Genomic DNA, 24,491 nt, shown 5'->3' with positions numbered 1-24,491 from the left:
TTTATAATTTTAATCTGTTGTCCATTAAATTTTTTATATAACCATCCCTAAGCAGATCCTCAATTTTGATCCTCTCCTGATCTGATGTATCCCTATTTCTCAGTGTAACTGTATTATCCTCTAAAGTCTGGTAATCCACTGTAATGCAGTAAGGTGTCCCGATCTCATCCTGCCTTGCGTATCTCTTCCCAATGGTTCCGGCCTCATCATATAACACATAACTGTCAATATTTTTCAGGCTTGAGTAAACCTCCTCTGCCTTTTCCCTGAGATTGTCCTTCTTCATTAATGGAAAAACGGCAATATGATATGGTGCCATATAGTATGGCAGTCTCAGCAGATTCTTGCCGTCCCTTTTGTCCATGCTCTGGGATATAAGTGTAAGAAGGATACGGTCAATACCGTATGATGGCTCTATCACATATGGCATCACATCCCTTCCGTTAATATTTATCCTCATCTGCTCTCCAGAGCTGCCTTCATGGTTTTTCAGGTCAAAATCAGTCCTGTTTGCTATTCCCACTATTTCAAACCAATCACTGTCAATCAATCCCTCAGCATCCCAGGAATCTGCAGCATAATGTGCCCTTTCATCAGGATCATGCTGCCTGAATCTGAGCCTCTCGTTGGATATTCCCATTTTCTCCAGTATTATCTGGGTTTTCAGGACAAAGTATGCGAAAGCCTGGCTGCTGATAACTCCCATTTCATATGCTTCCTTCACTGAGATGTGAAGTTCCTCTCCTGTATTGGGCCTTATTGTGATCTTTTTAAAATCATAAAGTTTTCCGAATTCAAGGTCCTCCGGATCAAGAAATACCTCTGTTTCACACTGGTTGAATTCCCTCAGCCTTATGAGGCTCTGCCTGGGGGATATCTCATTTCTGAATCCCTTTCCATGCTGCCCAACAATCATTGGAAGTTTCCCCCGGTTATAGTTGGCCAGAAGTTTGAAATTCACAAAAATTCCCTGTGCAGTTTCGGGCCTGAGGTAGTAATCCCCGGTAACCCTGTACATTAAATTAAAATCATAGACCTTCTTTATTATGCTTCCGCATACCGGGCATTTCAGATCAGACTCCCTAACAAGGTCCTCTGCATCATTCAATGTTGCCGGAACATTCTTAATTTTATTGAACTCAAGCACTGTCTCAAGCTTGAATTTATTTTTGCAGTGTTCGCACTCAGCAGCAAGATCAGAAAACCTGGCTAGATGGCCTGACGCCCTGAACACCGGTTCTGGTGTAACATTGGGTGAATCCAGGAATATGGCACCATCGTTCAGGTACTCTTCCTTCCATATCCTTACTATATTGTCCTTGAGAAGAACCCCCAGGGGACCGTAATCATATAAGCCGGCAAAACCACCGTAGATGGAGAATGATGGCCAGAAAAAGCCCCTTCTCTTTGCAAGTTCAACAGCCTCCTCGTACATATTAATCCTTGAATATTTTCATGATCTCGATATCGTACAGCATGCCGTATATGTCACCATGGCCGGTCAGCACCGGAAGCTGGTTGTAATTTCTCTGTGCCATGAGCTTTACCGCATCCTCCAGATCCGATTCAAGGTATATTACCTGCGGATCCTTTACCAGCAGTTTTTTTACAGGTATATCCGGTACAGTTATGTTTGATTTTGCTATGAAATAGGTGAACACATTTTTGATTCCGTCCCAGGACCATGGATCCTCGTCATCTGCTATGCCAGCCTCACTGGATTCAATAGTTTCATACATTTTTACCCTGTCAAATATATCCCTGTCCGTAACAAGTCCAGTGAATTTGGCATTTTTATCAACCACAGGGAAAGAATATATCTGTGACAGATTCATCATCAGGAGAGCCACTGACAGGGGTGTATCCTCCCAGCACGGCACAGAGCTGTATTCCATGACGTTTTTAACCTTGACCTTTCCATATTTTTCCTTTATCAGGTTCAGGAAGTTCTGTGGTGTAAGTATTCCCACAATTTCGTTATCGTCATTTACAACTGCAACGTGCCTTTTCTTCTGTGTGTAAAGCTGTATTGCTGCGGCCTCAACCGGGTCATTCTGGTTCACCGGCGGTGCCTTTCTCATTACAAGTGCAGTCTGGGTTTCATCTGGATTGTAAAAAATATCCCTCCTGGTTATTATGCCCTGGTATTTGTTCTGGCTATTTTTTATTGGTATTCCTGTTACGTTGTTTTTAATGAGTATTTTTATAACCTCTGAAATAGAACTGGGAACTGTGTAGCACAGTGGATTCTTTGTCATTATATCTGAAACTTTATAATCCATGCCAGTTAATGTTTTCCTTATAAATAATTCTTTAGGTACATAAATTCTGGACATATGTGCAGGACCATGTATTTATACTGTAGATGAAGCTCTACAAATCCTAGCAAAATCATTTTATTGTATATGCAATTTCAGAATATGGAAAAATATTACGTTGAGGTCAAAGCATATCCTACAATAGGAATACTTCTACTTGGTGGTGTATCTGATAGCCTAAAAAGGCTCCCCAGGCATACCACTGCAGGAATAGCCTATACAGGGCTTAACGATGAAATATATGTTAAAACCGATCTCTACCTTTCCAATGAGAGGTCAGGAATAATTAATGGAAAGAAAATCCCGGAGGATTCCAGCAGGTCTCCATTTATTGTTATAGACAAGTATAAAAATGACATAATCAAAAGGCATCCCGAGTACAGTGAGGTATCCTTTATATCTGAGAATAAGAATGTCCTGAGCGGGAGTTCAGATGCCGGTGCGGCCGCAATAGGTGAATGCATAGAATCAATATTTGAGTACAACATTAATATATTCAATTTTGAGAACGATCTTCAGAAAATATCTGAAAGTGCCGGCAGAAGCCTTTATGGCGGGTTTACAATTAATCATGCAAATGGCAGGGAATCACTTACAGATGAAATTCTTGGACCGGAAGATTTCCAGGATTTTGTCATCGTGGGATGCAAATTTTCAGATGAGAGGAAACCATCAGACGTAATCCATGAGAACATTATCAGGCACGAAAAGTACCAGGAGAGGGTGAAAAATTCTGAAATACGTGCCAAGGAACTGGAGAAACTTGCCGACAGTGGAGATATAAAGGGCATATTCGAGGCCGGGGAAAGAGATACACTGGAATACCATTCCATGCTCCGTGAGGTTGGCGTAAACATTATTACGGAGGAAATGCAGAAATTTATCGATAAAATTTCCGGGCTTAAACAGGAATTCTGGAATTCATACATAGTTACCGGTGGAACAAATGTTTTCGTGGCAGTGGAGAAAGGCGATAAGGAAAGGGTAAAGGATGCTGCAAAGGAATTTAACTGTGATCCTGTGTACCTGAAAGTTGCCGGAAAGCCTGATGTAATTTCCAAAAACTTCTGATTTTAGGTTTTTCCCTTGAATTTGCTGCAGGCCTTTCTGTATGGGAAGAAAATTACCGCAAGTAAAGCCATGATTGAAAGGAACAATCCATAATAGGAATACTCAGGCACATGTGTGTAATACTCCCTTGGCCATTTTCCCTCCATTCTTAGCATATTCAGCTTTATTAATCCGACCCATGGAATGTAGCCGTAGGCCTTTCCCACTATTGTGGTGAGGTTCACTGGCTTTATTCCCCAGATGTTCTGATCGGAGGCATAATATGCGTTATAGGTTTTGTTATAGTACCTGGAATCCTCTGGAAGGCATGCAAGGTTATGGTCACCAACCGTTATGAATCCAGAATCACCAGTGTAACCTGAAACATTTACAATAAGGTTCCTGTGTGCATAGCCGATGTTATCCAGCAGGATGGAATCCCCGTATACATGAATGTATGGCTGCCCATGGTAACCCCTGATCTCCGGAGATGTGCCATTCCAGTAAAGATAGAACATTGCCCTGTGGATTGTAACAACACCAAGAGCGGAATTGTGGTATAATATTACATTTCCGAATTCACCGTATGTTGAATAATTAACCTCCCTGCCCTTTATATAAGTTGTGATATCATTTATGCTGTTTACCTTCTTTACCATTACAACTGTACCCTCGTCTATCAATCCGTACTGCCATTTGTCTGAATGTTCCATGCTGTAGGACTCAACAACACTGGCCGGTGGGAAAACACCTGAATAGGCTGTTATTGAAACAAGAATAAAAATAACAGCAATGATAAACGCCAGTGATGCGAAAAGGCTTTTCCTGCCATGGACGGCACTTCTCATGGTTTGCAGATATCTATGTTATATATAACTGTATTTTGGAATTCCTTGTTGAAAACCAAAACGGTTAATAAATTTCTATGAATATTATTTTATGATCAGGAGAAGGTATTACTTTCTTTCAGTCTTTCTGTTCTCTGCATTTCTATCTATTATAGTGTCATTAAAATCAGCCAGTTTTATCCTTACATTCCTGATCTACACAGCGATTTTCTTTATATTGGGAATTTCTCTCACAGTTTTCCCATTTGTATATTATAATCATTTCTCTGAGATGAAAATCCTGAATAGAATTCCTAAGTATTCCCCGGATCAGGTTATCAATATAATGGATTCAAAAGAAAAATTCAACGTTGCAATACATGACGATGGATTTGACACAATCCCGGGGCTTATAGTTGAAAAATACATTGAGGCGAAGGCAGTATTCCTCGGGCATTATCTGGAATTCTATCAGTACGCCTCACCATGGGTTCTTTCATATTCACCATTTCTCAAAATAAACCTGAAATATGTTGTGGGAATATCGCAGGGCAGGAGGTCATATGCCATTGATGCACCGGGATTGCCATCCATTATAAAATGCAATTATTTCAGTATAATGAGTGAGGGCCATGCATACAGAATGATAGTGGAGCAGAGGAGCACCGATGAATTTATTGCCGCAATGCTGGCAGGGAGAAACGCATAACCAAAATCTTTAAATTGCTTAATTAAATTAATGTGATTAATGGCAAAGGACAACCAGAATGAAAACTTTCAGTCAGGAGCAGGTTTAATACGTTATTTTAATGAGGAGGAGATAAAAGGTCCGGCCATAGATCCCAAACTAATAATATATATTGGAATAGCCATGGGTGTTATTGTAGAACTTGCAAAGGTTTTCTGGCCAGTTTAATAAGCTGCATCATTATATAATCTATTGGTTGTTTTGGTATTTAGTTATCTTTCTAATATTATAATATAATTGATTATTATGACACAGGATATATTCAGCTATTACAGTAAGATGCGCTGTGAAGATCCGGTCAGCTTCAACAGGGAATCCGGATCATGGGATGTTTTTGATTATGAGGATGTGTACTATGTCCTCATGCATAACGAAATTTTTTCCTCTGATCCATCATATTCCGGAAGAGTTCCAGATGGCAGGAGAGGTCCCGGGGCAAGTTTCATCACCATTGATAATCCTGACCATAAGGAGCTGAGAAATATTTCTGCCCCATTTTTCCTGCCCTCCAGCATTGAAAAATATTCTGAACATATAAAGAAAATATCCTCTGGGATCATATCCAGCCTGAAGCCAGATCAGGATTTTATCTCGGGATATGCTGTTGGGCTTCCGGTCAATGTTATATCCGATCTGCTTGGCGTGCCTGAATCTGAGAGGCAGATGTTCAAGACCTGGTCTGATTATATTATTGGGAACCGCCGTGATGGTGGATTTGATCAAATTAACAGGTATATGTACGCAAAAATGTCAGAAATCTTTTCAGATAAACAGGGAGATGACATTATGTCTGTGATAAACCGCGGGTCATTCAAATCTGCACCACTCAGCAACGAACAAAAAATCGGCTATGTCATGCTTCTGGTAATAGGCGGAAATGAAACCACAACAAATCTACTTGGCAATATGGTAAAGGTACTTTCAGAAAATCCAGGCATCCAGGAACTCCTGAGGGAGAATAGGGAGTATTACAAAAATTTTATAGAGGAGACATTGAGATATTATTCCCCCATACAGTTTCTTCCACACAGGTTCGCAGCAGAGAACCATGTTCTGCATGGAAGGCAGATAAAGAAAGGAGATAAAGTTTCCATATGGCTGGGTTCAGCCAACAGGGATGAAAAGGCGTTTGACAATCCAGAAGAGTTCATGATAAACCGGAGAAAAAATAACCATCTTGCCTTTGGCATGGGTGTCCATATGTGCCTTGGGGCCCCACTTGCAAGGCTCGAGGCAGAAATAGGACTTGGAGACATACTGGGAAAATTTGACAGCATAAAGGTCAACAGAAAAAAATCTAAAATGCTTGATAATCCAATGGTTTATGGGTTCAGTGAACTGTACCTGGAATAACGCTAAGATTAATTAACACAGTGTGCTGGAATATAAAACGGGGTAAATGCCAGATCCATGTCATAGCAATTAAATATAATTTCCCAATTATTATAAATGACGCCGTTTATCCAAAGAAAACCGGGTTTTTCTGTAATTAATTTTCCAGAATTAATAGATGCCAGGGTTATATCCCGACCAAATCGATTTCTGGTGATGGCATCAGTTGATGGCAGGGAAATCCCGGTGCATATGCATGACCCGGGCAGGCTTGAGGAGCTGATATACCCCGGCAACGCCATAAAGATAAGGATGGCCCAGGGAAAGAAAACAATGTATTCAGTCACCTTCTGCAGGAATAATAATGTATGGACCTTTAACGATTCCAGATTTCATTCAAACATTGCTGCCCTATTCATAAAGGAAGGATTTAAAAGAGAGGTAACCGTGGGTGATAGCAGGATAGACTTTCAGTACGAACGATCATTTATAGAAGTTAAATCAGCCACACTGGTTGAGGATGGAAGGGCATTATTCCCGGATGCACCAACCGCCAGGGGCAAAAAGCATCTTGAAACACTTATGCACCTGATTGATGAAGGCTACAGTTCATACGTTCTTTTCCTAATTTTCAATGAAAATGCAAGGTGTTTTAGCCCAAATGAGTCGAGAGACCCAGCATTCTCTTGGGCATATTACAGGGCTTTAGACTACGGTGTGAAATTCAGGTTCCTCGTCTTTTCTTCAGACAATGGTTCTGTTAACTTTTCACATACAGTGGAAAGATGCCATTAGATCATTCAACCGGTAATCCTTATATTATGTATGACAATTAGCACATATGTCATATGATGAAAACGCAGACAGAGAATTTATAATTAATTCTGCCAATAAACTGCTATCTATCAGGGCTATTTCCCCGTTATCCGGCGGAGAGGGAGAATATAAAAAGAGCAGGGCTTTAATAAAAATACTGAAGGGACTTGGTTATGATAATTTGATGGAATACAATGTAGAGGATAGTTCAGGTCATATAAGGCCCAATATTATTCTAATGCTGGGCAATTTCCAGAAAACTTTATGGATCATATCACACCTGGATACTGTTCCAGAGGGAGATCCAGAGCTATGGAAGCATGAACCCTTCAGTGCAACAGTGGAGGGGGATAAAATATATGGAAGGGGATCGGAGGACAATGGCCAGTCTATATTTACAACCCTTCTACTTTTAAAAAATCTTGATGAATCCAGGCTAAAAATTAACCTGGGAATGGCATTCGTATCAGATGAGGAAACTGGAAATGATTATGGCATAAAGCATTTAATCAGGCAGAATATTTTCAAGCCGGATGATCTGATAATTGTCCCGGATGCCGGCACCAATGAAGGGTTTATAATAGAGACCGCAGAGAAAACGGCAATGCAGCTTAAATTTGAGGTACTGGGAAGGCAGGGGCATGCCAGTATGCCCGCAAATTCCATAAACGCCTTCAGGGAATCCTGCAAATTCGTCAATGCCATGGATTCGGCACTTCACGGGACATTCAGCAGGGAGAACCCACTGTTTGTGCCTCCATATTCAACCTTTGAGCCCACCAAGCATGAGAAAAATATTGATAACATTAATACCATACCGGGGAGGGAGGTATTTTACTGGGATTTCAGAATACTTCCAGAATACCCTGCAGATCAGGTGCTGGAGGAAATCAATAATATTATATCATCCTATTCTAAGAATTCAGATGTAAAGATCTCATATAAGGTTACGGACCGTGTTGATGCTCCTTCCCCCACTCCAGACGATTCAGAAATAATTATAAAACTCAAAAAAGCTATAAAGGCAGTAACAGGAAAGGATGCAGTAACAGTCGGGATCGGTGGAGAAACCTTCGCATCATTCCTCAGAACCAGTGGCTACAGGGTCGCTGTCTGGTCTACTACAGCAATCGAAAATGCACATATGCCTGATGAATTCTGCCTGATCCCACATATACTTCAGGATGTTAGGATATATGAAGAGATGATCTATAACTGATGTCCCGGTCAATTTTATTAAAATAAATATTTCATATTATATGCCCCATTACCAGATTAACCCATAATTTCTCTTTTTCTGGGAAGTTAAATTTATCTGACCATATGCCTGAATGATTCCCCGGATGCCGGAGTGGTAATGCACTATTAATAAATCCCTATATGCGGTGGCATCTAAACTAAAATATGTCAGATACTCCCAGAGTTTTATATTCTGGCATGAAGCTTACATCCTTCAGGAGATGCCCGGTTAAGATGGATGCAACCGTATCACTGGAATCTATTACACCTGAATTTCTGAGTTTCAGTACACCGGCAAGCGCCGCGGCAGATGCCGGCTCACATCCAATCCCCGATCTATCTATCACCCTCTTTGCAGACATTATTTCATCATCAGAAACCCTTTCCACTATTCCATTGCTGAACTCTATGGATCTTCTTGCCTTCTTATAGTTTACCGGGTTTCCTATCCTGATTGCTGATGCGATGGTTTCTGCCCTGACAGGAGTAATGGAATTCTTATCTCCATGCATATATTCATAGAAGGGAGATGCTCCCTCGGCCTGTATGGCCACCAGTCTCGGCACATATTCTATCTTTCCCAGGGACTTCAAATCCATCAATGCCTTTCCAAACGCGGATGTATTACCAAGGTTACCTGCAGGAAAAGATATGAAATCAGGTTTTAACTTTTCCATTATTTCATATATTATGGTTTTCTGCCCCTCTATCCTCCAGGGGTTCAGGGAGTTCAGCACGTAAAAATCTCTGGTCTTTTCAAGCGCCTGCTTCACATCCGCCATGGCAGTGTCGAAGTCTCCCTCTATGTCGACTATATTTGCTCCGTATGAAACTGCCTGAAATAACTTGTTTGAAGATATGTTTTTTCCAGGTATCATAACATAGCTATCTATGCCGGCAAGGGCACTGTAGCTGGCGGCAGCTGCAGAGGTATTTCCCGTTGATGCACACAGTGTTTTATTAAATTCCAGCCTAACCGCCTCTGAAACCGCAACAGTCATGCCTCTGTCTTTGAAGGAACCTGTAGGATTTTCCCCCTCATGCTTGAGATGTATGTTCTGAATTCCAGCATATTCTGATATCCTCTGGCTTCTGTATAGATTTGTATCGCCCTCGCCCCTTGTTATTATTTTGCTATGGGGAATTTCCGGGTGTATCATATTTTTATATTTCCAGACTCCTTTCATGGCTGTGGTGCTGTACTCCATGTCATGATGGTAAACATCCAGTATGTTCCCGCATCTGTCGCAGGTATACTTATTCCTGTTTATGCTGAATTCTTTCCCGCAATTAGGGCATTTTAAAACGGAAAACGTCATTGAAAGGCTAACGATAAGTTATATAAATTATTTGTGAGCATGATAATGAATTATCCCCAAAAAATATTCATAATTTTGAGATGATAGAAATTTAGAGAATACAAATATAATTTTTATATCTTAACCCGCTAATTCTTAGGTAATATGTCCATGTTAATCGTCTTTAACAGTAATTCCGCCTTTTTAGGAATTTCATTGAACTCTATCTTATTATCCAGACTCTCCGCATGTCAGACTAATAGCAGTAACTATAATTGTTGAATCCCGTAATAATTAGAACTAATAAAATTATAGTGTCAGCCAGAGTTAAAATCGTGAGAATTAATTCTTAGTTATGGCAAACAAAACAATCCCTGCATAAATAATGTTAATGCAGTTAAAAAGTTTTTCTCTTCCTCACTGAAGAGTATATTCCCTCTTAAGCCACAGTCCGGTCATTCATCAGGGGACATTATTCATGTAATAAGAAATGCAATATCCTCAAAGGAATCTATTGAAACATATGCAATGAACAGCAATCATAATCATATTCCCTCAGCAGACACAGTATTCAGGAGGATAAAGGATGTTGCATTAGAATCAGGAGCATATATACGCAGTGGTTCTGAAAACCTGAAGAGGCATACTATTCATGATGGGGTTTAACATATAAGCATGATCATTGATAGTACTGTACAGATAGCCATAGCAAATAATGCATTTTCACATCCTGTGAATGTTGCAATGGATGATCATGATGTTCCATACTATGGCATCGACAGCAGATGCCTTATCAATGCACCATTCCATAAGTTCGGTGGAACTTCTCTGGTATACAGGTTTGCAACTCTGGAATCTGTTAAGAATGGTGAGAGATTGACAGTGCAAATGGGGTTGATTACCTTCTGAAACATGCAATGGCCTTTGGAATTGCTATAAATATAGTTTTAATGGATCGTGGATACATGAATGCAGGAGTTATAATAAGGGTTGAATCCCTTAAGCTGAAATACATAATGCCAGCAAAGGATAATAAAAAGGTACTTAAATATAAGAATATGGAGATGGAGCACTGTGATAATGGAATATCATATCCTATTATAAATGATAAAATATCATCGGGAAAGGAATCAGCAGAAACAGAATTTGTTCATATAATATGTTATCCTGACAGGAAGAGGCATGATTTCTCCTTTTACACAAATATAAATGTAAATGAAGACAATGTAAGGGAAATAGCTGAAACATACAGGGAGAGTTGGGGAATAGAGAACTGCTGCCTGGAGAAGAAGGATGTAAAGGAGAAGACACATTCACCTGATATGGGCGTAAGGTATTTTCTCTTCTACCGCTCAGTGCTGCTGTATAATACGTGGGTTCTTCTTAATCTTATTAGAAGGGCAGCAGGATCTGGAAGGATTACTCTCATGGACTTTATCATCCCCATGGGCAGGGGTAAATTGAATATAATTATGAACGGCAATGGATGAGTAATGGTAAGGGGGAGGCAATGAATTACTGGCATTCGATGTGCATTGATAGCTTCAGCCATGAAGCTAAAACATGTTTCTCCTCCTGAACCGGTTGAAATATCTATCCATTTATGTGTTACTCATAGCACTACAGTCATGGCAGTTCATGCATCTAATAGATTGAATAATATGATGTTTTCATGTTAAAGGGCTGTATTACATCATCAGCTATTAACACATGGGAGAGTCTATTATAAAGATAAAGATTAAGTTAACTCTAAATTTCAAGATATTTTAATATTTTACTTTTTATTCTATTCTCTGTTATTCTATAAATATATGTTTTTAACAACTTTTTATTTGCACTTTTCTTGAGTTCATTAAATAATTCTATAGGTATTTTTTCATTATAATAAATCAAATCTATAAGAGTCTTTTCAATATCAGAAACAGGGATAAAAAAATCATAATATTTCACATACGTATAGCCAAAAAACATTTCCCTTGAAATTTTTCTGACAATATAATTCCTCCCATTAAACTGCATTAAGCCGGTTCTAACATGCAGAGGTGTAATTATGATAGGATTCGTTTCCTGTTCCCAAAATTTTAATATTGATAATGCATTTTCAAGGCCATAATAAAAGGGATAATATGAGAATCCAGTTAATACAATATCATCATAAAAACTGTAATAACCAAACCTAATTTTATGTATTTTCTTTTCTTTAATTAGTTTGTATAGAAATATTTTGTAATAACCCCTATTTGCCTTTCTAAAGGAGAGGAATCTTTTAACATCGTTTGCCGAAAATATGTATTTACCCTGAAAGGTATCAAAAAATTGTTCCATATATTTCATAAGTATCATTTAAATGAATTTATATATTGTTTAATGTAATCAAGCATTCTGCTATATGAAGGTGCTAATCCTATGTATACTATAGACTTTAAGACATCTTCATCAACCGGCTTCTGCATATTATTTATAAAACTTACTAAATTTTCCGTTATATATTCAGGATGTTGAATATATTTTATTAATATGTATATATCATATAAATCCCTTATATACCTTCTATCAATGTATGCCAGTATTTTTTCTTTGATGAGATCTTCAGGCGATAATGTTAGCACATTTACAGAATTACCGTCAGTAAGTTCATATTCCCTCTCCACGGGATTTTCAGGATAATATTTATGATTTATTTCTATTTTCACATTTACGTTTCCATCTGATATGTTTGAAAATAATATATTGCCAGTATCCTTTAATTTCAATAATTTAAGTTCGTGAGATTTAATCTCGTTCTTAAACTCATCTAAATAATTAGGAAAACTAAGAGAATATAAATCAATATCTTCTGAGAATCGATTTCCGGAATAACATCTCCACAGTGAAGTGCCTCCATGTATAACCATAGAATTATCTGTATTATATAATATAATTATCAATTCATCCTGTAATTTCGCTACTTCTACTTGGTTCCTATTTTTTAATTGCCTGATTATCGGGAGTTTCATAATATGATATACAAAAGTTATATAAAAATATAACTTTAGTTTATTGTATATTTGTATCAATATCTTAAAAGAAATAGCAATTTATGCCTATTATTTTTAACATTTACAATATCTGCTTGTAAGTGAGTTATTAAAAGATTTGTTTATTTTTAAGTCAGAAATCATTAAAAACCTTATTTACCCTCAGCTATATGACGATATAGCTGTGAGAATCGAAAGCGGCTGTTGAAATACTTGATCCTTGGGGCCGTTAGTAAGAATAGCCGCCTTTCGACTCGATTTCTCACCTTATTAATATCTAATAAGGTGAATAGGAGTTGTGATATTGGGTAGTGATTCTTAAACAAAAATCTTTCCATTTCATGAGACATTGAGCATCGATCTCTTATAATAATTATGCTTTCTCCTTCTGTAGCCATCCTTTAAATTCTTTAAGAATTCTCTGTAATACTCCCTGAAGCTGCTGTCATTGTTCCATTTGTCTAAGAACTGCATTGGTGAATAGTAATCCAATGTGGAATGGGGCCTTATACTGTTATAATCGTAGAACGCATTCCCTATGATTATTTTGCCATCGTTGAAATTATTGATTTAATTGATCCAGATATAATCTGTCTTTATTGAATTATGGAATGATTCAATATCTCCAATCTCCTCAGGTGTTTCCCTTTCTATGTATTCATGGTTAATTCCCATTGCTTTCAAATAATTATTGAACTCCTTAGAGATATACTGGGAGCCATTGCCTGTCCTCAAAGTAATATTATCTGGTATTATACCATTGAACTTCCTTATAAGAGAATCATCCATGGCATTTATTGCATCCCTAGAAGTGCATGATGTATTATAATTATAGCCATACCATTCCCTGGAGAATACATCCTTTATGCACATTAAATAGGTCATTCCATTGTTTGTTGGAATATATGTTATATCTGTTTCTAGGAGCATTTCAGGCTTGTCAGCTCTTAACAGTTTACTTTCCCTTCTATTCTTATGGTTATGCACTGGCAAGGTTAGATTATTATTTTTCATTATCTTATACACAGTCTTCTTAGCTATATTTATGCCGGAATTCCTTAATAATGCCCATATCCTGTTATAGCTATAGGTTACTCTTTCTTTGCATAGATCTATTATTTTACTAATAATGCTGCTGTCAATCCTTGTTATATACATCCTGTCCTCAATGCTTTCATGCTTTATCCTGTAATAGTATGTTATTCTATTGATTCCGGAATAATAGCATGCTTTTTTTACTTCAATTTCTTTATTATTCATTTCATCCACAGAACTCACCTTTTCCTCCTCATGTAATTTTTTTTTAAAATCTCATTTGCTATGGTCATTTCACCTATTATTGCCTTTAGTTCCTAATTCTCTTTCATTAGTGCTTTGTCAGGATCCTTTCCCTCTAATAACTGATCCTTCCATTTATAGAACATTGGTACTGATATTCCATGGTTCTTGCGTATCTCTGCTATTGTAATATCAAGATTCTGGAATGATTCCATCATAATACTGTACTACTCCTCACCGGTCCATATTCTTCCAGGCATTTAGATTGCCTCCCTTATATATTTATATAGATTATTCGTTATATATATATCTCTTTAGATGTGTATAAGTTTAAACGAGCCATAACCAAATGAATTACTGGCATTCGATGTGCATTGATAGCTTCAGCCATGAAGCTAAAACATGTTTCTCCTCCTGAACCGGTTAAAATATCTATCCATTTATATGTTACTCATAGCACTACAGTCATGGCAATTCATACATCAAATGGATGGAATAACATGATGTTTTCATGTTAAAGTGTCGTATTACATCATCAGCGATTAACATATGCGGAGAGCCTGATAATATAAAAATATATAAATAGGTTATTACTGCATGCTTATTTTCATTATTCTCTTGAATTGCCAGGAGCACATTGCTGGTAAAAACCAGGCAGCACAATATCCTGATTTAAGCATTTGTTCAGGGAATCAATATTAATTTAGTTATTTATTTCAGGCATATGTTTGTATTCACGCAGAATCAATCCGAACAGTATAATTACAGGGATGGCAAATAGAAGAAAGGTGAACCTCAAACCTACTGAATAAACCATCAAACCCGCCACAGATGGGACAATGACAGCAAGAAACATCATCAGTGCATAAAAATATGTATTTGCAACTGATATTTCGCTCTCATTGAATGATCTTGATAATGCAGTGAGCGATGTAGGAAATGTCAAACCGTGAGGTATTCCAAGCAGGCATATAATAACAAAATATAGGATTAAACTTGTCGAAAAATATACCAGTATCAAACCCATGACTGTTATAATTATTGACACAGTGGTTGTAACATACAATTTTTTCGCTGGCCTGTATGAAAGAAAAAACCTGGACAAAAATGATAATCCAAAAAAACCGGCCAGCAATAGTTCAACGAAGGAATATGGCGCATTGAATTCTGTTCTTGCAAATATCCCGCCGAACGTTAATATTAATGCAAATGGGGTATCATAGGATATATTGTTGAAAACAGATAACCTGAAGCCTGGATTTTTAAAAACATTTAGATTCTTTTTTGTTTTATCTCTAACTTCCTCAGGGAATCTTATTTTAAAGGACAACACTATTGCTACAATCCCGAAAGGGATAAAAAATAAAAATAGCTGGTACAGGTTAAAATATAACAGTATAAATGATTCAATTAAGGGCCCGATTACAAGGCTTGCACTTAATGATAGCGTGTACAGTGTTAACGTCCTTTCCCTTGTTTTTTTATCCTTTATTGTTCCTGCAGAGCTTATTATATTGGGCATCACAGATCCGAAGAAGAATCCAGACAGTATAACCAGCAACCATATGCTGAAAGTATTGGAGAAATAGAATAACGGCTCAAGAATCGTGTATATTATAATGGAAGAAATGAATAATTTCCTTCTCCTCCCGGGGCAGAGCCTTGAATTTATCATTGCACTCATTATGCCTGTGCTTCCAACTGCAACTGCGGCAAGTATACCTATTTCAACACTGTTAAAGTTCAGATCATATTTTGATATTAGCGGAATTGTGGTAAGTATCAGGTTGTTGCTGGCCCGCACAGAAAATGTCAGCAACATTAACAATATTATATATATAACTATACCACTATTTTTACTGTTTAAAAATTTAGGCATTACAGCATAATTGCCGGATAATAAATAAAATTTTTCAGATACCATAAAAAGGCATGTAAAAGGCGGACCCGCCGGGATTTGAACCCGGGTCATCGGCTTCGAAGGCCAGCAGGATATCCTAACTACCCCACGGATCCGGATGTATATGTTTAATTTGTTATTTAACTATTTGATACTGCTGCAGGGCCTTACGGGAATCCATTACTAGTGGATTTCCTGACCCTTCTGTGGTACGCATATATAAATATAAGTGATGATAATGAAATCATTGATGTAACCAGCAGATAGGCACTGATTCCTGCAGTAATATCCACCATTGACCTGTCCACGAAAATGTCTCCAAGGCTCACATTAACTTTAGAAAAGTACATTATAAACAGTGGGAGTATGGAAATTGATGTGATTATGCCCACATCACGCATGATGAACATGGAATTATTGGCCTGGACACGGTAACGCTCTCCCATGGCATCTGTAATCATTGTTGTGGAGGGCGCCCAGAACATGGAACCTCCAAATCCAGCTATTAGCAGCAGCTCCGGGATAAACCTCAGGTAGATAGCGATAAATATTACCGGAACGCACTCCATGAGGGTGCCTGCAGCCATTATGGCCTCGCTGTTGGGATACCGGTCATAAAGCATGCCGCCTATGGGGCTGGATATTATGGAAGCCAGAGGATATGCCATTATGAGCAGCCCCGTTTCAACACTGCCTATACCCAGATCGCTTTCAAAATACAGGCTCAGGGCAAACAGTACTGAAAAGAAAACAAAGGATTCCAGGAAGGATGCCACTGTGATCAGGGAGAATTTTATATTTTTCAGCAGTCTTCTCTCAATTACTGGATTTTTAACCTGTGTATACATAAAAAATGGGAATATAACAGCTGCAATGATGATATAATATACATTTATCAGTGCTATTCCCAGGACGAGGGGTATTATGAATACTGCCATGGAGATTGCAGACCTGTATTTTAGCGGGAGTTTAACAGGCCTGTCATTCTTTATTATTCTGAAACCGGCGTATATGGCGATCATGCCTATGGGAACATTGATTAAAAAAATATAACGCCAGTTTATGGCCACGAGAAATCCTCCCAGAACAGGTCCAGTCACGGTTCCTATGGACCATGCTATGGAGTTCAGCCCTATTGCCTTTCCCCTTTCACCCCTCCTGAAGGCTCCGAGAATGATTGGAATATCAGATGAGGTCATTATTCCGGCGCCTATTCCCTCTGTAAACCTGAAAACTATAACTGAGGCTATGTTGAACGATAAGGCTATTATCAGTGAGGAAATGGTAAATAGGGAAAATCCTATTATGTAAAAATTCCTGTTTCCTATTCTTTTTGTTATTTCAATTGCAGGTACAAGCATCACGGTTGTAGAAATCAGATATGCAGTTACAACAACTGTGAGGTATGAAATACCGGAATGAAAGGTTTCGCCCATGGCTGGAAGCGCCAGATAAACAATGGTGGAATCTATGGCCGCCATGAGTGTGCTTAATGTTGTGACTGCCAGAACTCCGTACCTGTGATCCATTATCCTGCATGTTTAGATACTATAAATTGATTTTTAGGTTATCTGCGGCGCTTTCTTTCCACAGAAATATCACTTCCCTTTTCAACCGAAAGGTTTTCCCTCTCCAGTAGATCGTACACGGTGGAATCCATTGCAATCTCTATATTTCCGTTCATAAAATAAAGCATTTCAGGATCATTGCAGCGCCTTTTTACTTTCAACGTAATCCCGTGCACAACCTCGCACATGCCGGAATCACAGGAAACCGTTTCAGTATACGCTCTCATTATTAGAATTCTGTTCATCAATAATTTGCCAACAGAATCCTGTATCTGTATCACACCTGAATTTACATTGAATACTATCATTATCAAGACCAGCTGCTTTTGATTTGCATACCATATTATATTAATACATAAATAGTTATTGAGCCATGGCAGAATCCTGCATTCTGGCGTTGATACAAAATATTTATTTCAGTTATTCCAAAAAATCCCGGCGATTTCCAGTAAAAAAAAGAGCTTAACATTTTAATAGGTATTTCTGATATATTTATATGATTACTGTTTACAGTCCAGTGCGGATAAGCTTCGCCGGTGGTGGATCGGATATCAGCCCATTTCTGGAGAATTATGGGGGCGCGGTGTTCAACACAACCATAGATCGGGGAATAATGATAAGGTATGTGGATGATAGGGGTACCCTTGAAATTTCTTCCAGGGATTTCCTGAAAACATCACTTATCTCATCAAATAATACCTCCATGGAAAATCGAATTATAGGGCTGTTTATGGATAGTGGAATAACCACTGGAAGGCTTATAATGAACAGCGATGTGCCACCTGGGTCGGGATTGGGTTCCAGCTCTGCCCTGCTCAACGGCATAATCAAAATAATCTATGCAATAAAGGGAACTGAAATAGGGCCACTTGAGCTTGCCAGGGAGTCCTACGCCACAGAAAAGGAAAAATTCAATATAATACTGGGGAAACAGGATCCATTCGCTATAGCAGTTGGCGGCCTGAAGTATATGGAATTTAAAAGGTCCGGTGAAACAACTCAGAAATTCAATATCAACACAGAGTTCATTCATAACCTGGAAAGATCAATGATTCTGGTATACACCGGAAATACCCGGGAAAGTTCAAAGTCACTACAGGAACAGGCACAGAAGTCCGCGCAGGGAGATGAGGAAACAATGTCAAAATTGAAGTCTATAAGGGATATGGCGTTGCAGATGAGCAGGGCAGTGATGTCAGAAAACCGTGAGGAAATCTGCTCACTAATTAATGATGGATGGAAAATCAAAAAGACGCTGGGCAGCAACGTCTCCAATGAAAGAATAGAGAAAATGATCAGTTATGCCTTCGACAATGGTGCAAGGTCAGCCAAACTTCTGGGAGGAGGATCAGAGGGATTCATACTGGTACTCACAGACCCTGAGAATGTTAACAGGCTTCAGAACAGGATGCGTGAGATGTCAGAGTTTGTGATCCGCCTGAAATTCGACGGCATGGGAACCAGAATAATTAATAACTTTATAGACTCTGATATTTAATGCCCGTTTATTTAGCAGGATGATAGCAGAGATAAAGCCCGGTTATGGAGGACCAGGAAGATAGCAGCAATGCCTCGGTCATCTCTGTAACCGAGAGCCCTATCCCGATTTTGATATAGCGGAACAGTACAAGTATTCCGAAAATTATTGTTCCCAGGGAAAGAATTCCTGAAATAAAGCCGTAGTAGCTTATAAATCTCCGTATCCTGTAAAAACTAAATATTATGATTCCCACAGGTGTGGATATAAAATATATAACGGCAATTGCAAGATGCAAATTTCCATAATTTTCATTGAAAATCCCTATGAGGAAAAGTGAAATCGCCCCGGCGAGGATAAAGCCTATGGAGAGAAATTTCACTGCAAGGTTTTTATACAGCATAAGTGCAAATACAAAAATGGAAATTCCACCTATTATTACAGCAGAATCAAAAATAAAATAATATTTGTGTACTCCCAAACTGCTCAATGAATTAACATACCATGAAAAATATGGAGAAATGCCTATATCCAGGAATATTAATATTATTGTGATCAATGGTCCGAGAAAGCCGATGAGATATTTCCTGTAACGCACGTAAGTATAAACATAAAATGGTAAAAAATATTATTGATTCGAACGAAAGTTATGGTTTATAAAAGGGATTCTTTAATTTCTTTAATGGCCTCTTCCCTGCCAGCGTATCCATGGAAGGTCATGAATTTGCCCTTTTCAAGTTCCTTATAATGCTGGAAGAAATGTTTTATTTTCTCCTTTAGTGGGTCTCCCAGGCTATTTACATCCTTTATTGCCGCAGATGTGGGGTCAACCTTATCAACCGGTACAGCTATAACCTTATTATCAGAACCCTCCTCATCGCTCATCTGTGCTATTCCCACGGCCCTGCATTTTACAACTGTACCTGATGGGATTGGCACCGAGGCAATCACAAGAACATCAAGTGGATCCCCATCCTTACCCTTTGTATTCATTATAAAGCCGTAGCTTGTGGGATACACCATGGATGTGAACAGTATCCTGTCAAGAACTATATTATCAACTTCCGGCTTGTACTCCAGCTTCGTATTTGCACCCTGTGGGATTTCAATGAAAGCATAAAACGTTTCAGGAAAGTCCTCTGTCTGCACGTTAAATTTCATAAAGCAATATGGCTTATACGTTAAAAAGATTTTTCATTAAAAGTCCCATGGTATCCTTATGCCATTTACCGTGAAAGTTTGTAACAAGCATTAAATATAAATTATTTATATATTTTCAATGAATGATATAGACACTCTATATGAATACAACCACGCATTGAATTTTGACCAGGTTAAGAGGATACTCTTTGGCGCAGGGCAGGCCAGGCTTGCAGGGGAACAGTTAGGTATTATGGGCAGGAAAAATACCTTAATTGTCACAGATCCAAACGTTTACAAATTCGGGCTTCTGGAGAATATACTGGAATCTCTTTCAAAAAACAATATAAAATACGAAATATATGATAAAATTTCAAATGAACCCAACATGGAAAATATCACAAATGCCGTGGATTTTGCCAGGTCTAATGGAAAATTTGATTCTGTTCTTGCAGTGGGCGGGGGGAGTGTTCTGGATACAAGCAAGATGGTAGCCTCTATGGTTACAAACCCCGGTGACCCCGCAGATTATCTCACACCGGTGGAGGATAAATTCAAAAATCCCGGGCTTCCAAAAATCCTGATACCAACAACAGGAGGCACGGGAAGTGAGGTTTCGAATATGTCCGTGGTCATAGATAAGGAATCCATGTACAAAACATGGGCTGCAAGCAGTAACCTTCTGGCGGATACTGCAATAGTGGATCCTGTACTGAATGCCAGTGCACCTCCAAGAACCACCGCAGCCAGCGGCATGGACGCACTTGCACATAACGTGGAGGGACTGATCAGCAAGGAGGCAAATCCAATATCGGATGGAATTGCCACCAAGGCTGCATCCCTTATTTTCAGAAATCTGAGGACGGCATATAATGATCCGGGCAACATAAGGGCAAGGTCAGGAATGTCCATGGGTGCAATGCTGGGTGGCATGGTGATAACATTTCCCTGGGTTGCAGGGCCATCCATTCTCGGCCACTGCCTGGGGGAAGCATTCGGCCCCAAATACGGTGCAATCCACGGTGTTGCCGTGGGAATGGCATTGCCATACATACTGGATTTTAACATATCTGCTGCATATAATAAAATCGGATCACTGGCAAGGATATTCAACATACCCCACAGGGGAGAATCTGCCAGGGAGGTAGCATCAAAAATCCCACCGGCAATCATACAGATGCTGAAGGACCTTGAGATGCCCACAACTTTAAAGGAAATAAACTTCCCGAAATCTGATATAGAAAAATTTGCAGAATACATTTATTCTTCAAGGCAGAAGCTCTACGACCTACCGAGATTCAATCCAAGAAGGCTGACAATGGAAAATTCCCTGAGGCTTATAACAAATATGTATAATGGGACTTTAGAAAATTAAAAAATGGTGAATAAATGGAAACTTACAAACTTTATATAAATGGAGAATGGGTAAACTCATCCACAGGAAAACTCCTGGATGTTAAAAATCCATCAACTGATGAAGTCATTGCAAAAGTGCAGTCAGCATCAGAATCTGACGTAAAAATGGCAGTGGATGCTGCAAGGAATTCCTTTGACTCAGGTGTTTGGAGCAGGCTTCCCCCTGGAGACAGGTCAAATATTTTGCTGAAAATTGCGGACCTTCTCGAAAAAAACCAGCAGGAATTCATAAAACTCGAGACAGAAAATTCCGGAAAAAGTGTTAAACAGGTATCCGGTTATGATATACCATACACCATAGATAATATAAGATTTATAGCGGGCGCATGCAGAACACTGGAGGGAAAGGCCATGGCAGAATACGTTGCAGACGGCACAAGTGCAATAAGAAGGGAGCCCATTGGTGCTGTGGGGGTGATAACTCCTTGGAATTATCCACTCATGATGGTTATATGGCGTGCCTTTCCTGCCATTGCCACAGGAAATTCTGTTGTGGTAAAGCCGGCAAGCTACACTCCACTGACAACCCTGAAACTGGCGGAACTGGTTGAAAAGGCCGGAGTTCCTTCAGGGGTTTTCAATGTAATTACAGGTCCGGGGAGTTCCGTGGGTGAACAGATGGCAAGGAGCAACAAACTGGACATGATAGCATTCACAGGCAGCACTGAGGTTGGAAAAAGGCTCTCTGAGCTCGGTTCCTCCACCCTGAAAAAGGTTTCCCTTGAACTAGGAGGCAAGGCACCGTTCATAGTATTCGAGGACGCAAATATAGATGCTGCCGTGGAGAGCGCCATTGTTGGCGGTATGGTAAACAACGGCCAGGACTGTGCAAATTCAACCAGATATTATATCCATGAAAAAGTCTTTGATAGATTTGTACAGAGGTTGAAAGAAAGGATTAAGCAGATAAAAATAGGTGATCCAGAAAATCCCGATACTGATATGGGGCCGCTCATTTCCGAGGCACAGAGAACAAGGGTTGAGGGATACATTAAGAAGGGAATCGAGGAGGGCGGCAGGCTGATCTCCGGCGGCGATAGGCCGGAAATCAGTGGCCATGATCACGGATACTACATTGATCCTGCCCTGATATATACGGAAAACGAGTCCTCTGCTATTGTAAAAGAGGAAATATTTGGTCCTGTATTTACCATATTAAAATTCAGTGACTACGATGACGTAATCAGGAGAAGCAACGATGTCACATATGGCCTAGGATCCTCAGTATGGACCTCTAACATCACAACCGCAATGAGGGCAACTAGGGACCTGAGATTCGGCACTGTATGGGTCAATGAGCATGTGGTTGTTCCATCTGAGATGCCATGGGCCGGATACAAGCAGAGCGGTCACGGCGCATCACTTTCGCCCTACTCGCTGGAGGAGTTCACATATATAAAGCATGTATACTTCGATATAACGGGAAAGGTGAGAAAGGACTGGTATGACCAGATTTTTAAGGAATAATTAAAATTTATCAGTCTTCCGTAATCACCTCAGAGAAGTCCTCACCTCCCGCCTTCATTAAGCTCTCTTTTTTATTTTTATACAGGTACATTCCAAATATAAATGAACCAAGAACCCACAGGGCAGCAAGTATGGGCGATAAAATATATGGCCATGTCAGTTCATCAAATGCGAATACTATAATCGGGATCAGCACCACAAATGAGACAAGAGGTATTACCATGTCCTTCAGCGTGCTGTATTCCACCTTTTTATCCCTCCTGGCAAATCTTACATAGGCAAGGCTGGACATTGCATGTGCGGTGACCAGCCCAATTCCGGCCATGGCTCCCGTTATTATCGCAGCATCAAATGGGCCGAAGGGAAATGACAGGCCAAGGGCAACCACCAGTGCTATTATAGATACAAGCATAACCGCCCTGTATGGCGTTCTGTATTTTTTATGAGTAACTGCAAAATACCTGGGGAAAACACCATCTCTGGCCATGGCATATATCACCCTGGACTGGACAATTGGATTCGCAACAGTGTATGCAATATAGCCATTCAGAATGAAGAATAGAAGTATTATTTCCCCCGGAAGCCCGAAAAACCTGTGCCATATAATCAATCCCGGATCCGGGGACGCTGCATAGCCACTCATAACAGACGGGCCCCATGCAATGGTCAGGGCATACATTGCTGATATGAGCGTTGCACCGGCAAGTATTGCAGCAATTATTATGGCCCGGGGCACATTGAACTTTGATTTTTCTGTTTCCTCACTTATGCCTATCACGGTTCCAAGGCCGCCATAGGCCTCGATTCCATAAAGCAGTGCAAACAGAAATGGTATGGCATTGACTCCCTGAAGGGAAAAAACACTTAGGGTATTTGCGTGCCCCATGGATATAATAATGTACCAGCTTGTAGATAGCAGAAATACAACCTCAACTGAGGCAGTAATAAGGAGATAAACAAGGGATGGCTTGATGCCGAAATAGTTGAACAACAGCCCAGTGGCAAATGGTATGAGTATCAGGGGAATCCAGATGAATGGTATTGATGAGATGCTGGGGCTCAGCAGGTAAATTACAGATGCAAATCCTAGAAGGCCGAAGCTCGGATATATTATCATCTCATCAAGCAGGTAAACCCAGCCGTTCATGAAACCATAAAAACCACCCATTCCATGGCCGCCTATGGCATAATAGCCTCCTGCGTGGGCAACCCTTCTGCTGAACCTGTAATTTGTATTTACCATTAAGAGATAGACAACCCACGATAGCAGTACTGCCAGGGGAGATGCACCAAGCGCAAACAGCGCCACACCTGTGAGCAGTATACCTATATCTCCTGAGGGCGCCACATGGGTATATGCCTGAAATACGGCATGCCATTTTCCAACTGCTCCCTGCTTCAGTTCATACTTCCTTTCCAGCACCGGTTCATTTTCATCCATTGAAATGAAACCAATAATTATATAAAATATTTTCTATAAAATTTATAAATTGTGTTACAGATTTTCATGTATATATTTATATAGGAAAAAATTCAATACAAGATCATAGCCGTTCCAGAAAACTTCAAAAATATCCATATACATTAGGGATAAAACAAA

27 protein-coding genes and 1 tRNA gene are annotated in these 24,491 nt (G+C 39.4%); 12 read left to right on the top strand and 16 right to left on the bottom strand.

The window, feature by feature from the left end; all coding sequences use genetic code 11:
* Position 1: 1 nt before the first annotated feature.
* A complete protein-coding gene (locus RE471_RS07405; protein ID WP_309214191.1) occupies positions 2 to 1,435 on the bottom strand; it encodes a glycine--tRNA ligase in 1,434 nt (477 codons plus the stop codon).
* 1 nt (position 1,436) lies between these two features.
* Positions 1,437 to 2,282 carry a CBS domain-containing protein gene (locus RE471_RS07400; protein WP_309214189.1) on the bottom strand — a complete coding sequence of 282 codons (846 nt, stop codon included), beginning with the start codon at positions 2,280 to 2,282 and terminating at the stop codon, positions 1,437 to 1,439.
* 138 nt (positions 2,283 to 2,420) lie between these two features.
* Here RE471_RS07400 and RE471_RS07395 point away from each other — a divergent pair, with 138 nt between their 5' ends.
* Positions 2,421 to 3,389 carry a mevalonate-3-kinase gene (locus RE471_RS07395; RefSeq protein WP_309214188.1) on the top strand — a complete coding sequence of 323 codons (969 nt, stop codon included), beginning with the start codon at positions 2,421 to 2,423 and terminating at the stop codon, positions 3,387 to 3,389.
* 2 nt (positions 3,390 to 3,391) lie between these two features.
* Here RE471_RS07395 and RE471_RS07390 read toward each other — a convergent pair whose 3' ends face one another.
* Positions 3,392 to 4,216 carry a S26 family signal peptidase gene (locus RE471_RS07390; protein ID WP_309214187.1) on the bottom strand — a complete coding sequence of 275 codons (825 nt, stop codon included), beginning with the start codon at positions 4,214 to 4,216 and terminating at the stop codon, positions 3,392 to 3,394.
* A gap of 91 nt (positions 4,217 to 4,307) precedes the next feature.
* Between RE471_RS07390 and RE471_RS07385 the strand changes: the two genes are divergently transcribed.
* The 5 genes from RE471_RS07385 (at position 4,308) to RE471_RS07365 (ending at position 8,310) form a co-directional block, all read left to right on the top strand.
* Complete coding sequence (locus RE471_RS07385) at positions 4,308 to 4,904, top strand: hypothetical protein (RefSeq protein WP_309214186.1); 597 nt, start codon at positions 4,308 to 4,310, stop codon at positions 4,902 to 4,904.
* A gap of 39 nt (positions 4,905 to 4,943) precedes the next feature.
* Positions 4,944 to 5,111, top strand: coding sequence for a preprotein translocase subunit Sec61beta (locus tag RE471_RS07380; RefSeq protein ID WP_009887883.1), 168 nt, complete (start codon positions 4,944 to 4,946; stop codon positions 5,109 to 5,111).
* A 78-nt stretch (positions 5,112 to 5,189) separates the two neighbouring features.
* Positions 5,190 to 6,296: a cytochrome P450 gene (locus RE471_RS07375; RefSeq protein WP_309214185.1), complete on the top strand. Its 1,107-nt coding sequence runs from the start codon at positions 5,190 to 5,192 to the stop codon at positions 6,294 to 6,296.
* 96 nt (positions 6,297 to 6,392) lie between these two features.
* On the top strand, positions 6,393 to 7,070 hold the full coding sequence (gene sfsA, locus RE471_RS07370; protein WP_309214183.1) for a DNA/RNA nuclease SfsA: 678 nt from the start codon (positions 6,393 to 6,395) through the stop codon (positions 7,068 to 7,070).
* A 46-nt stretch (positions 7,071 to 7,116) separates the two neighbouring features.
* On the top strand, positions 7,117 to 8,310 hold the full coding sequence (locus RE471_RS07365) for a M20 family metallo-hydrolase (protein WP_309214182.1): 1,194 nt from the start codon (positions 7,117 to 7,119) through the stop codon (positions 8,308 to 8,310).
* Between the two features lie 178 nt (positions 8,311 to 8,488).
* Here the strand turns inward: RE471_RS07365 and thrC are convergent, their stop codons facing one another.
* Complete coding sequence (gene thrC, locus RE471_RS07360; protein ID WP_309214181.1) at positions 8,489 to 9,649, bottom strand: threonine synthase; 1,161 nt, start codon at positions 9,647 to 9,649, stop codon at positions 8,489 to 8,491.
* A 507-nt stretch (positions 9,650 to 10,156) separates the two neighbouring features.
* On the opposite strand from thrC, the gene RE471_RS07355 reads away from it, so the two are divergent.
* Genes RE471_RS07355 through RE471_RS07345 form a run of 3 tightly spaced genes read left to right on the top strand, consistent with a single transcriptional unit; the run spans position 10,157 to position 11,118 of the window.
* Positions 10,157 to 10,294: a hypothetical protein gene (locus RE471_RS07355; RefSeq protein WP_309214179.1), complete on the top strand. Its 138-nt coding sequence runs from the start codon at positions 10,157 to 10,159 to the stop codon at positions 10,292 to 10,294.
* Between the two features lie 9 nt (positions 10,295 to 10,303).
* Complete coding sequence (locus RE471_RS07350) at positions 10,304 to 10,537, top strand: hypothetical protein (protein WP_309214178.1); 234 nt, start codon at positions 10,304 to 10,306, stop codon at positions 10,535 to 10,537.
* A gap of 8 nt (positions 10,538 to 10,545) precedes the next feature.
* Positions 10,546 to 11,118 carry a transposase gene (locus RE471_RS07345; protein WP_309214177.1) on the top strand — a complete coding sequence of 191 codons (573 nt, stop codon included), beginning with the start codon at positions 10,546 to 10,548 and terminating at the stop codon, positions 11,116 to 11,118.
* Between the two features lie 259 nt (positions 11,119 to 11,377).
* Here RE471_RS07345 and RE471_RS07340 read toward each other — a convergent pair whose 3' ends face one another.
* The 9 genes from RE471_RS07340 to RE471_RS07300 form a co-directional block, all read right to left on the bottom strand.
* Positions 11,378 to 11,962, bottom strand: coding sequence for a hypothetical protein (locus RE471_RS07340; RefSeq protein WP_309214176.1), 585 nt, complete (start codon positions 11,960 to 11,962; stop codon positions 11,378 to 11,380).
* A gap of 5 nt (positions 11,963 to 11,967) precedes the next feature.
* Positions 11,968 to 12,624, bottom strand: a complete 657-nt coding sequence (locus RE471_RS07335) for a nucleotidyl transferase AbiEii/AbiGii toxin family protein (RefSeq protein ID WP_309214175.1) — start codon at positions 12,622 to 12,624, stop codon at positions 11,968 to 11,970.
* A gap of 360 nt (positions 12,625 to 12,984) precedes the next feature.
* Entirely contained in the window at positions 12,985 to 13,137 is a 153-nt protein-coding gene (locus RE471_RS07330; protein WP_309214173.1) for a hypothetical protein, read from the bottom strand.
* 78 nt (positions 13,138 to 13,215) lie between these two features.
* Positions 13,216 to 13,905, bottom strand: coding sequence for a DDE-type integrase/transposase/recombinase (locus RE471_RS07325; protein WP_309215752.1), 690 nt, complete (start codon positions 13,903 to 13,905; stop codon positions 13,216 to 13,218).
* Positions 13,906 to 13,997: 92 nt separating this feature from the next.
* Positions 13,998 to 14,141 (bottom strand): hypothetical protein, encoded by a 144-nt coding sequence (locus RE471_RS07320; protein ID WP_309214172.1) that lies wholly within the window; start codon positions 14,139 to 14,141, stop codon positions 13,998 to 14,000.
* Between the two features lie 485 nt (positions 14,142 to 14,626).
* Positions 14,627 to 15,802, bottom strand: a complete 1,176-nt coding sequence (locus RE471_RS07315; RefSeq protein WP_309214171.1) for an MFS transporter — start codon at positions 15,800 to 15,802, stop codon at positions 14,627 to 14,629.
* 63 nt (positions 15,803 to 15,865) lie between these two features.
* A tRNA-Arg gene (locus RE471_RS07310) sits at positions 15,866 to 15,939 on the bottom strand.
* A gap of 51 nt (positions 15,940 to 15,990) precedes the next feature.
* A complete protein-coding gene (locus RE471_RS07305) occupies positions 15,991 to 17,352 on the bottom strand; it encodes an MFS transporter (RefSeq protein WP_309214170.1) in 1,362 nt (453 codons plus the stop codon).
* A 38-nt stretch (positions 17,353 to 17,390) separates the two neighbouring features.
* Positions 17,391 to 17,705, bottom strand: coding sequence for a hypothetical protein (locus RE471_RS07300; protein WP_309214169.1), 315 nt, complete (start codon positions 17,703 to 17,705; stop codon positions 17,391 to 17,393).
* A 182-nt stretch (positions 17,706 to 17,887) separates the two neighbouring features.
* Here RE471_RS07300 and RE471_RS07295 point away from each other — a divergent pair, with 182 nt between their 5' ends.
* Positions 17,888 to 18,889, top strand: coding sequence for a kinase (locus RE471_RS07295; protein ID WP_309214168.1), 1,002 nt, complete (start codon positions 17,888 to 17,890; stop codon positions 18,887 to 18,889).
* A gap of 7 nt (positions 18,890 to 18,896) precedes the next feature.
* Here the strand turns inward: RE471_RS07295 and RE471_RS07290 are convergent, their stop codons facing one another.
* Together RE471_RS07290 and RE471_RS07285 are read right to left on the bottom strand one after the other, a co-directional pair.
* Positions 18,897 to 19,466 (bottom strand): DUF998 domain-containing protein, encoded by a 570-nt coding sequence (locus RE471_RS07290; RefSeq protein ID WP_309214167.1) that lies wholly within the window; start codon positions 19,464 to 19,466, stop codon positions 18,897 to 18,899.
* 56 nt (positions 19,467 to 19,522) lie between these two features.
* A complete protein-coding gene (locus RE471_RS07285; RefSeq protein WP_309214166.1) occupies positions 19,523 to 20,029 on the bottom strand; it encodes an inorganic diphosphatase in 507 nt (168 codons plus the stop codon).
* 118 nt (positions 20,030 to 20,147) lie between these two features.
* On the opposite strand from RE471_RS07285, the gene RE471_RS07280 reads away from it, so the two are divergent.
* Complete coding sequence (locus RE471_RS07280; RefSeq protein ID WP_309214165.1) at positions 20,148 to 21,383, top strand: iron-containing alcohol dehydrogenase; 1,236 nt, start codon at positions 20,148 to 20,150, stop codon at positions 21,381 to 21,383.
* Between the two features lie 14 nt (positions 21,384 to 21,397).
* Positions 21,398 to 22,891: an aldehyde dehydrogenase family protein gene (locus RE471_RS07275; RefSeq protein WP_309214164.1), complete on the top strand. Its 1,494-nt coding sequence runs from the start codon at positions 21,398 to 21,400 to the stop codon at positions 22,889 to 22,891.
* 10 nt (positions 22,892 to 22,901) lie between these two features.
* On the opposite strand, the gene RE471_RS07270 is transcribed toward RE471_RS07275, so the two are convergent.
* Positions 22,902 to 24,332 carry an APC family permease gene (locus RE471_RS07270; RefSeq protein ID WP_309214163.1) on the bottom strand — a complete coding sequence of 477 codons (1,431 nt, stop codon included), beginning with the start codon at positions 24,330 to 24,332 and terminating at the stop codon, positions 22,902 to 22,904.
* Positions 24,333 to 24,491 lie beyond the last annotated feature (159 nt).

Origin of the sequence: Ferroplasma sp. (genome assembly GCF_031200575.1) — an archaeon.
Taxonomy (GTDB): Archaea; Thermoplasmatota; Thermoplasmata; order Thermoplasmatales; family Thermoplasmataceae; genus Ferroplasma.
Note: the sequence above shows the minus strand (reverse complement) of the source record. Positions and strands in the feature narration are given on the sequence as shown.

Coding starts and splice junctions, on each gene's coding strand:
- RE471_RS07315 (WP_309214171.1), bottom strand. CDS start 15,802: ATGCCTAAATTTTTAAACAGTAAAAATAGTGGTATAGTTATATATATA.
- RE471_RS07395 (WP_309214188.1), top strand. CDS start 2,421: ATGGAAAAATATTACGTTGAGGTCAAAGCATATCCTACAATAGGAATA.
- RE471_RS07380 (WP_009887883.1), top strand. CDS start 4,944: ATGGCAAAGGACAACCAGAATGAAAACTTTCAGTCAGGAGCAGGTTTA.
- RE471_RS07345 (WP_309214177.1), top strand. CDS start 10,546: ATGGCCTTTGGAATTGCTATAAATATAGTTTTAATGGATCGTGGATAC.
- RE471_RS07320 (WP_309214172.1), bottom strand. CDS start 14,141: ATGATGGAATCATTCCAGAATCTTGATATTACAATAGCAGAGATACGC.
- RE471_RS07365 (WP_309214182.1), top strand. CDS start 7,117: ATGTCATATGATGAAAACGCAGACAGAGAATTTATAATTAATTCTGCC.
- RE471_RS07340 (WP_309214176.1), bottom strand. CDS start 11,962: ATGAAATATATGGAACAATTTTTTGATACCTTTCAGGGTAAATACATA.
- RE471_RS07305 (WP_309214170.1), bottom strand. CDS start 17,352: ATGGATCACAGGTACGGAGTTCTGGCAGTCACAACATTAAGCACACTC.
- RE471_RS07295 (WP_309214168.1), top strand. CDS start 17,888: ATGATTACTGTTTACAGTCCAGTGCGGATAAGCTTCGCCGGTGGTGGA.
- RE471_RS07350 (WP_309214178.1), top strand. CDS start 10,304: ATGATCATTGATAGTACTGTACAGATAGCCATAGCAAATAATGCATTT.
- RE471_RS07280 (WP_309214165.1), top strand. CDS start 20,148: ATGAATGATATAGACACTCTATATGAATACAACCACGCATTGAATTTT.
- RE471_RS07405 (WP_309214191.1), bottom strand. CDS start 1,435: ATGTACGAGGAGGCTGTTGAACTTGCAAAGAGAAGGGGCTTTTTCTGG.
- RE471_RS07375 (WP_309214185.1), top strand. CDS start 5,190: ATGACACAGGATATATTCAGCTATTACAGTAAGATGCGCTGTGAAGAT.
- RE471_RS07385 (WP_309214186.1), top strand. CDS start 4,308: ATGATCAGGAGAAGGTATTACTTTCTTTCAGTCTTTCTGTTCTCTGCA.
- RE471_RS07325 (WP_309215752.1), bottom strand. CDS start 13,905: ATGAATAATAAAGAAATTGAAGTAAAAAAAGCATGCTATTATTCCGGA.
- RE471_RS07335 (WP_309214175.1), bottom strand. CDS start 12,624: ATGAAACTCCCGATAATCAGGCAATTAAAAAATAGGAACCAAGTAGAA.
- RE471_RS07390 (WP_309214187.1), bottom strand. CDS start 4,216: ATGAGAAGTGCCGTCCATGGCAGGAAAAGCCTTTTCGCATCACTGGCG.
- RE471_RS07285 (WP_309214166.1), bottom strand. CDS start 20,029: ATGAAATTTAACGTGCAGACAGAGGACTTTCCTGAAACGTTTTATGCT.
- sfsA (WP_309214183.1), top strand. CDS start 6,393: ATGACGCCGTTTATCCAAAGAAAACCGGGTTTTTCTGTAATTAATTTT.
- RE471_RS07355 (WP_309214179.1), top strand. CDS start 10,157: ATGAACAGCAATCATAATCATATTCCCTCAGCAGACACAGTATTCAGG.
- thrC (WP_309214181.1), bottom strand. CDS start 9,649: ATGACGTTTTCCGTTTTAAAATGCCCTAATTGCGGGAAAGAATTCAGC.
- RE471_RS07275 (WP_309214164.1), top strand. CDS start 21,398: ATGGAAACTTACAAACTTTATATAAATGGAGAATGGGTAAACTCATCC.
- RE471_RS07400 (WP_309214189.1), bottom strand. CDS start 2,282: ATGGATTATAAAGTTTCAGATATAATGACAAAGAATCCACTGTGCTAC.
- RE471_RS07270 (WP_309214163.1), bottom strand. CDS start 24,332: ATGGATGAAAATGAACCGGTGCTGGAAAGGAAGTATGAACTGAAGCAG.